This is a genomic window from Streptococcus mitis (assembly GCF_905187535.1).
GTDB classification, from domain to species: Bacteria; Bacillota; Bacilli; order Lactobacillales; family Streptococcaceae; genus Streptococcus; species Streptococcus mitis_BS.
This window is the reverse complement of sequence record NZ_CAJJIE010000005.1, coordinates 20,137-32,886: the sequence shown is the minus strand read 5'-3', so window position 1 is coordinate 32,886 and position 12,750 is coordinate 20,137. Positions and strand designations below refer to the sequence as shown.

Genomic DNA, 12,750 nt, shown 5'->3' with positions numbered 1-12,750 from the left:
CTAACGCCCACGACGAGCCAAATCTGAACCAAATGTGTAACCAGCCCCAAATGCGCCAAATGCAATAGCACTTAGGCCAAATATAATCGAAATAGGTTCAATTCCTCCTTCAATTACTTGCAAATCTTTCTCATCAACTACTTGAAATTTATCCATTCTTTTCTCCTTTACTTCTATATAATAAAATGAATACCATTAAAAACAATGAAATTGTTGGTATATTAAAATCATCAAACCATGTAGGTAAGGGTAGCTTATTCACATCAGCTACCAACCTGATAATTGTATAAGATATTGAACTAAGTAATACCATAAGCTCAGGCCAAATCTTCAACATTAATTTAACAAATTTCATATATATCTACAAAATTATGGTCGATTAGCATAATATCCTGCAGCTATGCCTGCACCTGCTGAAGCTGTAGCAAGCGCAGCTACACCTCCAATTAATTTCCAACTAATAACTACACCACCAATAATAATTGGTGCAATTCCCCCATCCACATCCATCAACTCTTCTTCTGTAAGAGCTACAAAGTTCTGTTCCATTTTGTCAAAATTTGTCATCTTTTTTCTCCTCTTGTTCTATTTTTTCTAAATCTTATCCTCTAAAAAATGGAGTTCCAATAAATACACTACGTAACAATAGACCTGTAATTAAACCCCGTTGATAACTTTCCTTGCTACCACCCACCAGCAAAGCTAAGTCGCTTTCCTTTAATACTTCAATAGTACACTTATCATTCATTTCATTCATCGCTTATCCCCTAAAAACCTAAACCTCTACGAAATCCAACGTACCAATCTGCAAGGGTCTTCGTCCAATTTTCTCCACCTTGAATATCGGTCAATTCTTCCGAAGTCAGCTCAACAAATCCATAATAATGTTCTTTCATTATTTTATTCCTTTCTTTTTTCCCTCTCACTTATCTATTCGAAAAACAATCCGAAAATGAACAACTAAATTAAATTTTATTTAAAAAATAATTTAATGAACCACGGATACAAGATTGGTAGATACATAAACCAGGCTCCTTTCCTTTTCCTCTTACTTATCTATTCGAAAAAGAAGTCAAAAAAATAAGAATATCAGAAAATTTTCCGACATTCTTATTGATAATTTGATTCAAGTCTAACAGATATTAGACATTGAGATGTTTTTTAAGGGTTCTTCTGGCTGTTCGTGATACGGGGAAGTGCAGACCTTCTAACAGGGTCACTTCTGTCGCAGTCATCTCTTCAATGGCTTGTAAACTGACCAACGTATTGCGATTGGCATAGACAAAGTAATCTTTTTCAGCCTTGGCAGCAATATCCTTGAGACTGCCATAAATGGTCTTGATAGAATGATTGGCATAATAAACCTTGATACGGTGGGATTCCACTGAGGTTTCAAAGGCTAAAATCTCATGGTAGGGCAGAGTAAAGCCCCGTCTTCCCTCAAAACTATAGGTGAAGAGACGCATATTTTCCCTCTTGTCCACTGCCAGTACATAGTCCAGACAGCGTTCCAGCTGATGACGATAATCCTCCTCAGGCTGATCCTTGGAAATAAAATCCAAGGCAGACAAGTGGTAGCGAAAAGCTAGAGGCAAGGCCTCCGAATGCGTGGACACAAAGACAATGCTTGTAAAAGGATCCCGCTCCCGAACCTGTTGAGCAACCTGAAAGCCCCGTTCACGCTCTCCATCAATCTCTAAATCTAATAAATAGAGCTGGTAATGATCAAAATACTGAGAATACTTTTCAACATCTCCATAGTTTTTGGCAATATCAATTTCCAATCTTAAATTGCGAGAGCGACCAATATCTAGTAAAGTCTGCTCTATCCGTCCCTGCTGGACTCTATCATCTTCCAAAACTAAAATTCTCATTCCTCTCCCCCTCGTTTCTCATCCTTAAATGGCAATTCTAAATCTTGTCTAAAAGTCGTCTCTCCTAGTTGGGTATCTAAGTTTAAATCATAATGAAAAACCATGTCCTCCAAGGTCGCTAAGCCCAGTCCACTGTGGTTTCCCTTGGTAGAGTAACCCTTTTGACTGAGAATGCTGGGATTTAGCTCTTCTTTCTTACGAGTGTTTTCAATGATAAAACGGACACTCCTATCACTTGCCAACAAAGCAACCCGAATCTGCGAATTTTCAGCCTCACTGGCTGCTTCTAAAGCATTTGTCGTGAGGATAGAGAGAATACGAATAGCCTCCAACATCGGCAATGCCAGCTCTTCTACGACCCCCACCGTCTCCAAACTAAAATGAATTCCCTGATTATCTGCCACAATCATGGCTTTTGCCAAGGTATTACGAATGGCTATATCATGGATATTATGAAGATTAAAGGCCGTGTAATCCGCCTTCCTCAGCTTTTCATTGGTCTTTAGAAAAACATCTTGATAAATGGTAGAAACTTCTGCCATGTCTTGATTCGCTATGGCAGGCTCCATACTGGCGACAATTCCTGCAAAATCATGACGGAAACCTCGAACCTCATCATAGAGATGACCTAGCTTGTCCACCATTCCTTGCAAGGAACGATTTTCATCTTCCTGTCTCTGAATGGTTTGCTCATCACGATAAACCTGCTCCAGATGCTTGATGTAAAAAAGCCAAGAGAAAAAGAGAATGAAAATCAGGAGAGAAATGGTCGTATCAAATCGAATGTAGAAAGAACTATTTCTATTGGTCATAAACGAAGAGAATATCCTAAATCCAGTCAGAGGTAGGATAATGAAAAAACTCTTACGATAGTGGTTTTTGAAAGCATCTGAAAAAAATAAATCCAAATCCAAAGACCAACGCTTCATAATTTTACAACATAAAAATATTGATAATAAATCAAATATAGATATATATAGCGTCGAAAACTCATCTAAGAACAACCAATTCTCACCAGATAATACACGAAGCCAGATTGTCAAAAATAAATAGCGAATGCTTTGAAAGAAAAGAAAAAGATATAAGGAAAGAAAAAGAGCTTCCACTTTTCTCTTATGCAATACGAATAAAAAAATACAGTAAAAGAAGAGAAGAATTCCTATATGAAATAATTCTCCAAATGTTTGACGAGCAGAAAAACTAATTAAAAATACAAGGACCCAATAACGTTTTTTATAAAATTCTGGGGAAATTTGAGCGCCTAAAAAAATAGTAGGTACTATGGTTGAAACAACTACCAATAGTATATATATCACAGAAAATAAAAATTCTAAAATAATCATAGAATAAAACGACTCCTAATTTATTTAAGCAAAATAATATTTATCTCCCCGATACAACTCTCTAATTTTTCGTACTTTCTGAAAAACGATAAATCCACAAAAGGCTTTAGTTTCTTTTAAAATACAAGAAATCTAAAGCCTCTTGAAAATGATTTGCACGTTTTATTTTTTATATTCGTTGTGAAGATTGCTTATCTATTTATTTTACCACAAGAACCTTGTAATATTCATTCTTATTTGGTTGTGTAATCTTAATTTTTTGACCATAGAAACCATCGATTTCTTTATCACGATAATCTATAAATCTTGATGGCAAGCGTTTCATCTTAAGAACCTCACCAGATTGGTCTGCATATACAAGGAAATGATAGTGGGGTGTAGACATACCGTCATCAATCAATACAAAGTAACCTGTTTTAAGCTTACCTTGTCCATTATCTAAATGGTATAGTTTATTGTTATTGATGGTGAATTCAGTAGATGGAAGTCTAAGTCGTACACCTGGGTCTTCTAGATAAAGATCATTGCCAACTTTTTTGATTTCTGATCTAGTTGTCATCTCTGGAAGTGGTAATACTCTACGACCATCTGCTCCAAAGTAATATCGACCTGGTAGATTTTGGAAATTACGAATAACAGCTTTAGGATCAATTTCTTGTCCTTCTTCTTTATTATCTACTAAAGCTAAGATTGTATTTGAAACTTCATCCCCATATTTGTCGGAAAACTTCTTGATTTCAGGCTTGATATACCAAGTGTTTTTAGCCACGATAACATCAGTAAAGTTATTTCCGTCAAATTTTGCTTTAATCAGATATTCATATCCATCGCCTAAACGAACAATGTCATCCTTTTTATAAGGGCTATTTTTTAAAGTCAACATATAGCCATCCTTACCAATGATATAACTTTCCCCATCGCTTGCTGGAACAGCTCTATCTGCTACCATAGCACCTGATTTTTCAAAGTAAGACCATTGACCATTTGCAGTCGCCCATCCTGTTGCCATAGCGCCACTGTCTGCGAGTGAATACCATGTGGACCCTTCTTTGTACCAACCTGTGCGCATAGCACCACTATTTGCGAGTGAGTACCAGGTGTTACCTTCCTTGTACCAGCCAGTGCGCATAGCGCCACTATCTGCGAGTGAATACCAGGTGTTGCCATCTTTGAGCCAGCCTGTCTGCATTTTTCCAGAACCGTCAAAGTGGTACCAAGAGCCAGCATTTTGCACCCATTTGTTTTTAGCGAGGCTGCCATCTTGAGAAAGATTCCAGTCAGCACCATTTTTAACCCAAGTATCTGCAGCCTGTACTTGATTGATAGACAATAGTAGGCCAGCACCTGCAAGCAAACCAAGTGTAAGTAGTTTAGATTTTTTCATAGCCATTTCCTCCTTTATTGAATAGTTATAAAAAGATATTTTTCCATCATAAACATTCTACATAACTCCTAATAATCCTTAAGAGTCAACCAACACCTTCTTTCTATCATCATTGCCACCCCACACCTTTATGATATACTAAATATAAATATTTTCTTAAAACTTCTACTTTTGGAACATTTTTGGAGGCAAAAATATGCGGTGGGATATTGGTTCAGTTTATAAATACATTCGTAAGTCAAAAGGGATTACACAAAATGAGGTCTGTGGTGACTACATTACTCATTCTAACTTATCTAAGTTTGAAAATAATCATTCTACTCCTAGGTATGATACTATGGAGTTGCTTTTGAGGCAAATTGATATGAGTTTCGATGAATTTCATTATATTTGTCAACATTACCAAATGGATTCTCGTAAGAAATTATTTTCAGAATATTATCAAGTCATTTCTTCGCCTAATCTAGAAGAAATGAAGACACTGCTATCAAAATGTCAAATTTATCTAGATGAAGTGCAGAATGATATCCCAATAGAGCATGCTGTGAAAGAACTAACCATTTTTATAGAAGTGATTGAAAATCAGTTTTCCGATAAAGCCCAAGCCTTGGCTGAGGAGTTATGGAAAGAATTGGAAAAAAGAGATCAGTGGTTCCTCTCAGATTTACGATTGCTAGTGATGATCATTTTCCATTTCCCTATTGATTCACTAGAAATGCTACGTCAAAGACTTGTAAAATCTCTAAATAAATACACAGATTATCGTCCAATTCAAAGTATTCATTACTCCATTCTAGCCAATATGACACGAATGTACCTCGAAGCAGGGAAGAAAGATGACTGTCTATGCTTAATTCAAGAATGTCTTGATTTAGCAAAAATATTGAAACGATACGATTTATTGGGTGTAGCTCAAGTACGTCTGGGAATTGTTAATGAAGATCATACTATGATTAATAAAGGATTATCCTTACTCGAATCAACAGATGAAAGTCGATTACTAGAAGAAATGAAAAGAGAAGTTCGTGATTATTATCAAGCAGATTTTTTTGAAACAGAGACCAAACAGTAACTATTACTTTATGAATAAAAGCGAACATGACTTCCTAGTATACAAAGCTGTTCGCTTTTTCGTTTTACTCTGTCAGATAGTTTATTTCACAACAGAAACATTGCCTGTTGAACTGTCATATCTAACAGTTTCTCCATAAAAACCGGAAATTCCTTTTTCAATATAATCACGGAAATCATTAGGCAAAACTTTCATCTTCACGATTTCACCAGATTCATCTGCATAGCCCAAAATATGGTGATCTTTAGATAATAATCCGTCCATAAACATTATGAAATATCCAGTTACAAGTTTACCATTATAATCATTGACATCTCTTAGATAAAGTTTATTGTCATTAATTGTAAATCCAGATGAATCTAGACTAATAACTGGACTTGAGTTTTTAAGATAAAGTTCAGACCCAACTTTTTGAATAGGGAAGTGAGTAGTGAATTCTGGTAGATTCGCAACCTTACGTCCATCTGCTCCAAAGTAATACTTATTTGGTAAGTTTTGGAAATTCTTTATGACAGCTTTAGGATCAATTTCTTCCCCTGGTTTTTTATTATCAGTAATTGCATCTAAAGTATTTACTTTTATATCGCCAATCTTTTGATAAGAATAACGTTCAACAATAGGTTTGATATACCAGGCATTCTTTTCGATAACAACTCCATCTTTCTTATGATGAACAAGGTGATAGTCATAACCATCAGACAAAGTAACGATATCTGTAATAACTGTATCATCAAAAGGATCTTGTTCAACTTCACTTGGGAGTCTGGTTAACATATAACCATCCTTACCAATGACATAACTTTCCCCATCGCTTGCTGGAACAGCTCTATCTGCTACCATAGCACCTGATTTTTCAAAGTAAGACCATTGACCATTTGCAGTCGCCCATCCTGTTGCCATAGCGCCACTGTCTTTGAGGTAATACCATGTAGACCCTTCTTTGTACCAACCTGTACGCATGGCACCACTATCTGCTAGTGAGTACCAGGTGCTACCTTCCTTGTACCAGCCAGTACGCATAGCGCCACTGTCTGCGAGCGAATACCATGTGTTCCCATCTTTGAGCCAGCCTGTCTGCATTTTACCAGAACCGTCGAAGTGGTACCATGAGCCAGCATTTTGCACCCATTTATTTTTAGCGAGACTGCCATCTTGAGAAAGATTCCAGTCAGCACCATTTTTAACCCAAGTATCTGCAGCCTGTACTTGATTGATAGACAAAAGTAGACCAGCACCTGCAAGCAAACCAAGAGTGAGAAGTTTAGATTTTTTCATAGCCATTTCCTCCTAAAATAGATAAATCCAAAGCAAGAAAATCCAATAGAAACGAAGTCAAAAGAGATACCAGGTTCATAAACCTGAACAACAAGACCTCCTAACATTTCCACGAACATAAGATAGAGACTAGTTTATCAAAAGTACATAGCCATCACCTTCTCCCAACTATAAAATAAATCCTTTTTTATATCTACATTATAGTCCTGGAAAAAAAGAAAGTCAATTAAAATTGTGATTATATTAACATTTTTGTTCTAACGAAAATCAAGCTATCTCTTCTTTTGATCTTCATTTCTTATCTCCTTTTTGGAGATTGATTTTTCTGATTTCATTATATCCCTTATTTGTTTTCATATCTCTCCTGTCCCTAGAAAGACTAAATCTGTTCCTAAACGGTCATTGGAACCAAAGAAAAATTCCAAAGCAAATGCCTTGGAACTTCTTATCTTTATTTTGCTTGAATGATTTTAATCACATCGCCTACACTTTGGAGTTGGTCAATTTCCTCATCACTGATTTCGATGCTAAATTCATCTTCCAGTGTCAAGATAAACTCCATCAAGTCAACTGAGTCAGCATCCAAGTCGTCTTTCAGACTCAAGGATTCTGTCACGACAAAGTCCTCTCCCTGTCGCTCTTGGATAATAGTCACAATACGGTCAAAAATTTCTTTTTCTGTCATCTCTTTTATTCTCCTGAAAATTCACGCGCAGTCTGGGCAACTACGTCTGTTTCTAGCATGGTACGAATCTGGCGAATCGTACTATACACAGCCTTGGCATCGCTTGAGCCATGAGTCTTGACAACCGGTGCCTTGACACCAAACAAGACCGCTCCACCAACATCTGAATAGTTGAGCTGTTTTTTCAAACCTCTAAGGCTGTCCTTGAGAAGGAGGGCGCCTAATTTCGCTCGAAAACCACCACCTGTAATAGCTGTCTTGAGCAAGCCCATGATTCCCATTGCTGTCCCTTCAATGGATTTGAGCACAGCGTTTCCCGTGAAACCATCTGCCACAACAACATCCGCAACGCCATTCATCAAATCACGCGCTTCCACGTTTCCGATAAAGTTCAAACTTTCATCAGCCGCTAGTAATTCATAGGTTTCCTTGCGAAGCGGGTCGCCCTTACTACTCTCTGTTCCGTTATTGAGCAAACCAACACGTGGTTGCGCAATGCCACGGACATTTTTTGCATAGAAGGAACCCAGAACAGCGTATTGATGGAGGTGCTGAGCTGTATTTTCCGCATTGGCACCGAGGTCCAGCATGTCAAAACCTTTTCCATCTACAGTCGGCAAGGTCGACATAAGCCCAGGACGGTCGATGTTCTTGATACGACCCACGATGAAAAATCCTGCTGCCAACAAAGCACCTGTATTCCCAGCTGAGAGGACAGCGTCTGCTTCACCCTCTTTGACAGCCTTAGCTGCCAATACCATACTGGCATTTTTCTTCTTCCGAATAGCTCTCGTAGGTTCATCGTCTGAATCGATCTTTTCATCCGTATGGATAATGCTGACACGCTCTGTCGCTGTCAGATATTGCTTGATTTTACTTTCATCTCCGTAGAGTTGAACCTCAATATCTGAAAAGTCAGCCAGGGCTTGATTGACACCCTCAACGATGGCCTGAGGTGCATAATCGCCCCCCATGGCATCTACTGCGATTTTTTTCATTTGTTTTCCTCTTTTAGTAATTGTCCCCAGTCGGCCAGGGAATCAATAAATTTCTTTGATTTTAGGTGAATCCCAACGTACTCTTCGTAGAGCTGATCCATAAATTGGCGTAGCTCTTGCTTGATTTCAGGCTTGAGCGAAATGGTCTCCAAGGTCTCAAAATCAATAGCTTGAAATTGATTGAGCAGATAGGGGATATTGGGATTGAGATGGCAACGTCTCTCATCTTCCTGATAATGATCTGGACAGAGGCAGGCTCCATATTTGAAAGAAAAGTCAAAAGCCTGACCAACCCGATGGCAAAAGACACACTCATTAAAATTGAGGCTGATCCCAAATCGAGTCAAGATTTGAATTTCAAAAATATTAGTCAAAACCTGATAATCTAAGCCCGCTTCCATCAACTCCAAAGTCTTTTGCAAAAAAGCAAACAAGGGAGCATCCTGCTGATTGTCCTGCAAACTAGCATCTGCAAGAGCTGCTACGTAGGTCGCATAGGCCATGATAAAGAGATCACTATTAATCTTGGGAAAGGTCATGACCTCATGATAGTCCTCGATATAGCTAAGCCCGTCATCATTGATTCGCAAGAGAAATCGTGCCAGCACCAAGGGTTGAATAACAGGCGCCAGTTTGGACTGCCCAGCGTGTTTGACGAAAAACATGCGCTTGCCAGCCTGCTCCGTAAAAATCTTGACTAGCTTATCATCCTCACGAAAGTTACGATTGTAGAGCACCAAGCCTTGACTCGTGATAGACTGAATCATGCTTCTCTCATATACTCCTCAAGCCGTTTCATGGCTTCTTTGATCGTCTCCATGCTGGCTGCATAAGATAGGCGAACATAGCCTTCCCCGTAACGTCCAAAGGCGGCGCCAGGGATAAAGGCAACGGCCTTCTTCTGAGCAAAATCCTTCAGAAAAGCAAAGGAGTCTTGATTGTAGCCCGCTGGAATCTTAGCAAAGATATAGAAGGCACCGTCTGGTTTGATAATCTCAAAACCAAGAGCAGTCATTTTCTCAATAATATAATCTCGACGCTGGATGTATTCCTTCTTCATAGGCTCCGCATCGTTTTTACCAGCCGTCAAGGCTTCTACCGCAGCATGTTGGGCCATGGTATTTGCAGCAGTGACCAAGTACTGGTGGCTCTTAATCAACTGGGCTGTGAAAGCTGCAGGAGCAAAAATCAGACCCAAACGCCAACCTGTCATAGCATGCGATTTAGACAAACCATTGATAATAATAGCCTGGTCTCTCAACATGGTTCCCAAAGATACATGGGCTTCGCCTGTGTAGGTCAATTCTGAGTAAACCTCATCACAGACAACGAAAATCTCGTACTTGCGTAAAACAGCTGCCAAAGCTTCCAACTGCTCCCGACTGTAGGTAATTCCTGTCGGATTAGCTGGATAGTTGAGAATAACCGCCTTGAGCTTGTCACCCTGCTCCAAAATAGCTTTCTCTAGCATTTCTGGTGTCAAGACAAAACCATTTTCAGTTGTGTCAATCTCGACAATCTCTGCCCCAACTAGATTGACAATTGGTTCATAACCCGGATAAGCAGGAGCTGGCAAGAGCACCTTGTCTCCCTCTTCCAAAATAGCCGTCAAAGTAGCAGATAAAGCCTCTGTCGCCCCAATTGTAACCAAGATTTCATTTTCAGGAGCATAGTCCAGTTGGTACTTTTCCTTAACAAAGTCACTGGCTGCCTGACGTAGAGTCAGCAGGCCACTCATCCCTGTATAGTAGGATTGGTTCTGGTCAATCGCTCGCTTGGCCGCATCCTTGACATGATCTGGCGTTGTAAAATCAGGTTCCCCCAAGGTCAAACGCAAGACCCCAGGAATCTCCGAAATAGCCTGGTCAAACTGACGAATCAACGAAACTTGAATCTTATCTAACTGTTTATTAAAGCGCTTAGTTAAGTCCATAGATACCTCCTACTTTCAAAACGTATCTCTATTATACTACAAAAGCCCCCCGACCGCAAAAATACATGATAGAATAACGCTAGCATGACAAATTGAAGTATGTTAAAATGGATTTGTCGCAACTCCACTAACGAACTTAGTTTGGAGGTGAGTTTTTGCTAATCTTCGTTACAGTTATTCTAGCACCATTACTGATTACTATTACCGGTAATGTCATTTCTGAGTGGATAGTCAGAAAGTGGTTAGATAAGCGCGACAAAAAAATATAACCTGAGTTTAGTTTTAATGTAACTGGACAAAAAGAAATACCAGAGGTGGAGCTCTGGTATTTTTGTTTTTGCCAAGACTTCGTTACAGTTCTTGTAGGATTATTATTACATAATTAGCACTACTTGTCAAATAATTGTTATCTCCACTTTCTATTTTACTTTTCCTCTTTACAGGTCTATAATGGTAACAGATTCTATTTGGAGGTTTTTATGTCATTTCTATCAAAAAATGGAGCAGGCATCTTGGCCTGCCTTCTCATTTCCATTCTATCTTGGTACTTAGGAGGATTCTTCCCTGTTATTGGCGCGCCCGTTTTTGCCATTTTCATAGGCATGCTCCTACATCCCTTTCTCTCGTCCTATAAACAACTGGATGCTGGGTTGACCTTTAGTTCTAAAAAATTGCTCCAGTATGCCGTTATCTTGCTTGGTTTTGGTCTCAATATCTCGCAAGTCTTCGCAGTTGGGCAATCTTCACTCCCTGTCATCCTGTCCACTATCTCAATAGCTCTGATTATTGCCTACTTCTTCCAGCGCTTCTTTGCACTGGATACAAAACTGGCTACCTTGGTTGGAGTAGGTTCTTCTATCTGTGGGGGCTCTGCCATTGCGGCAACAGCGCCCGTTATCCATGCTAAGGAAAAGGAAGTAGCCCAAGCCATCTCCGTTATCTTTTTCTTCAATGTCTTGGCTGCGCTCATCTTTCCAACCCTCGGCACCTGGCTTCATCTATCCAATGACGGCTTCGCCCTCTTTGCAGGAACTGCAGTCAATGATACTTCCTCTGTAACCGCCACAGCTAGCGCCTGGGATAGTCTCTACCAGACCAATACCCTCGAGTCTGCAACCATTGTTAAACTCACACGTACTTTGGCCATTATCCCTATCACGCTCTTTCTATCCTACTGGCAAAGTCGCCAACAAGAAAACAAGCAAAGCCTACAACTGAAAAAAGTCTTCCCACTTTTTATCCTTTACTTTATCCTTGCCTCTCTCCTCACTACACTACTCACCTCTCTAGGTGTGTCCAGTAGTTTCTTTACCCCTCTCAAACAACTCTCTAAATTCCTTATTGTCATGGCCATGAGTGCTATCGGTCTCAAAACCAATTTAGTAGCTATGGTCAAATCCAGTGGAAAATCCATTATCCTCGGAGCCATCTGCTGGATTGCCATCATCCTCACCAGTCTTGGTATGCAGACCCTTATCGGCATTTTCTAACACTCTTCGAAAATCCCTTCAAACCACGTCAACGTCGCCTTTCCGTAGGTATGGTTACTGACTTCGTCAGTTCTATCCACAACCTCAAAACAGTGTTTTGAGCAGCCTGCGGCTAGTTTCCTCTTTGATTTTCATTGAGTATAACACAAAAGGTAGCCCACCAGCTACCTTTTTCTTATGCTTCCTCAACCAAGCGTGTATGTTCTCTCTTGATACAGCGATTCATCACGATGTCATCACATCCACCAGCACGCAAGATTTCTTCCGCTTCTAGACTTTCAAGTCCCAGCTGCGCCCAAAAAATCTTGGTATCAGCCTTGAGAAAATCACGCGCCACATCTGGCAAAAACTCACTGCGACGGTAAACATTGACAATATCTACAGGAAAAGGAATATCAGCAAGGCTGGCATAAGCCTTTTCACCCAAGATTTCACCACCTGCCGCCTTGGGATTGACTGGGATGATTTTATAACCCCGAGCCTGCATTTCCTTGGTCACTCGATTGCTAGTTGTTTCCTCACGGTCTGACAAACCCACCACAGCAAGAGTTTTACTCGTTGCTAGATACTGACGAATCACACCATCACTTGGATTGATAAATTCTTGACTCATAGAAATCCTCCTTTTTCATCAGTATAGCACATTTTGAAAAGGCTTGCAGAATTCTACTACAAAAAAGGAGGACTAGCCCCCTT

The 12,750-nt window shown here is 39.6% G+C and carries 15 protein-coding genes; 2 read left to right on the top strand and 13 right to left on the bottom strand.

The window, feature by feature from the left end; translation table 11 throughout:
• The 7 genes from JQ841_RS02270 to JQ841_RS02240 all read right to left on the bottom strand — a co-directional run bounded on the left by JQ841_RS02270 (position 1) and on the right by JQ841_RS02240 (position 4,601).
• The gene (locus tag JQ841_RS02270) at positions 1 to 156 is read right to left on the bottom strand and encodes a smi_0061 family bacteriocin-like peptide (RefSeq protein WP_000357248.1); all 156 of its coding nucleotides are present in this window, start codon (positions 154 to 156) and stop codon (positions 1 to 3) included.
• Positions 157 to 369: 213 nt separating this feature from the next.
• The gene (locus tag JQ841_RS02265; protein WP_000180818.1) at positions 370 to 567 is read right to left on the bottom strand and encodes a class IIb bacteriocin, lactobin A/cerein 7B family; all 198 of its coding nucleotides are present in this window, start codon (positions 565 to 567) and stop codon (positions 370 to 372) included.
• Positions 568 to 601: 34 nt separating this feature from the next.
• On the bottom strand, positions 602 to 757 hold the full coding sequence (locus JQ841_RS02260; RefSeq protein ID WP_049499436.1) for a hypothetical protein: 156 nt from the start codon (positions 755 to 757) through the stop codon (positions 602 to 604).
• 10 nt (positions 758 to 767) lie between these two features.
• Positions 768 to 896 (bottom strand): smi_0059.1 family bacteriocin-like peptide, encoded by a 129-nt coding sequence (locus JQ841_RS02255; RefSeq protein ID WP_049499438.1) that lies wholly within the window; start codon positions 894 to 896, stop codon positions 768 to 770.
• A 246-nt stretch (positions 897 to 1,142) separates the two neighbouring features.
• A complete protein-coding gene (locus tag JQ841_RS02250) occupies positions 1,143 to 1,874 on the bottom strand; it encodes a response regulator transcription factor (protein WP_001221869.1) in 732 nt (243 codons plus the stop codon).
• Entirely contained in the window at positions 1,871 to 2,686 is an 816-nt protein-coding gene (locus JQ841_RS09815) for a GHKL domain-containing protein (RefSeq protein ID WP_238395580.1), read from the bottom strand. The genes JQ841_RS02250 and JQ841_RS09815 overlap by 4 nt, the downstream gene beginning before the upstream one ends.
• A 730-nt stretch (positions 2,687 to 3,416) precedes the next feature.
• Positions 3,417 to 4,601 carry an N-acetylmuramoyl-L-alanine amidase family protein gene (locus tag JQ841_RS02240; protein WP_203179998.1) on the bottom strand — a complete coding sequence of 395 codons (1,185 nt, stop codon included), beginning with the start codon at positions 4,599 to 4,601 and terminating at the stop codon, positions 3,417 to 3,419.
• 196 nt (positions 4,602 to 4,797) lie between these two features.
• On the opposite strand from JQ841_RS02240, the gene JQ841_RS02235 reads away from it, so the two are divergent.
• On the top strand, positions 4,798 to 5,673 hold the full coding sequence (locus JQ841_RS02235) for a helix-turn-helix domain-containing protein (protein ID WP_203179997.1): 876 nt from the start codon (positions 4,798 to 4,800) through the stop codon (positions 5,671 to 5,673).
• 81 nt (positions 5,674 to 5,754) lie between these two features.
• Here the strand turns inward: JQ841_RS02235 and JQ841_RS02230 are convergent, their stop codons facing one another.
• The 5 genes from JQ841_RS02230 to JQ841_RS02210 all read right to left on the bottom strand — a co-directional run bounded on the left by JQ841_RS02230 (position 5,755) and on the right by JQ841_RS02210 (position 10,564).
• The gene (locus JQ841_RS02230; RefSeq protein WP_203179996.1) at positions 5,755 to 6,948 is read right to left on the bottom strand and encodes an N-acetylmuramoyl-L-alanine amidase family protein; all 1,194 of its coding nucleotides are present in this window, start codon (positions 6,946 to 6,948) and stop codon (positions 5,755 to 5,757) included.
• Positions 6,949 to 7,399: 451 nt separating this feature from the next.
• On the bottom strand, positions 7,400 to 7,633 hold the full coding sequence (locus JQ841_RS02225) for an acyl carrier protein (protein WP_203179995.1): 234 nt from the start codon (positions 7,631 to 7,633) through the stop codon (positions 7,400 to 7,402).
• Between the two features lie 5 nt (positions 7,634 to 7,638).
• The gene (gene plsX / locus JQ841_RS02220) at positions 7,639 to 8,631 is read right to left on the bottom strand and encodes a phosphate acyltransferase PlsX (protein WP_203179994.1); all 993 of its coding nucleotides are present in this window, start codon (positions 8,629 to 8,631) and stop codon (positions 7,639 to 7,641) included.
• The gene (gene recO, locus JQ841_RS02215; RefSeq protein WP_203179993.1) at positions 8,628 to 9,398 is read right to left on the bottom strand and encodes a DNA repair protein RecO; all 771 of its coding nucleotides are present in this window, start codon (positions 9,396 to 9,398) and stop codon (positions 8,628 to 8,630) included. Before recO ends, plsX begins: the two co-directional genes overlap by 4 nt.
• The gene (locus JQ841_RS02210; RefSeq protein ID WP_064275761.1) at positions 9,395 to 10,564 is read right to left on the bottom strand and encodes a pyridoxal phosphate-dependent aminotransferase; all 1,170 of its coding nucleotides are present in this window, start codon (positions 10,562 to 10,564) and stop codon (positions 9,395 to 9,397) included. Before JQ841_RS02210 ends, recO begins: the two co-directional genes overlap by 4 nt.
• Positions 10,565 to 11,043: 479 nt before the next feature.
• On the opposite strand from JQ841_RS02210, the gene JQ841_RS02205 reads away from it, so the two are divergent.
• Positions 11,044 to 12,054 (top strand): YeiH family protein, encoded by a 1,011-nt coding sequence (locus JQ841_RS02205; protein ID WP_203179992.1) that lies wholly within the window; start codon positions 11,044 to 11,046, stop codon positions 12,052 to 12,054.
• Positions 12,055 to 12,229: 175 nt separating this feature from the next.
• Here JQ841_RS02205 and JQ841_RS02200 read toward each other — a convergent pair whose 3' ends face one another.
• Positions 12,230 to 12,667 (bottom strand): CoA-binding protein, encoded by a 438-nt coding sequence (locus tag JQ841_RS02200; RefSeq protein ID WP_203179991.1) that lies wholly within the window; start codon positions 12,665 to 12,667, stop codon positions 12,230 to 12,232.
• Positions 12,668 to 12,750: the final 83 nt, after the last annotated feature.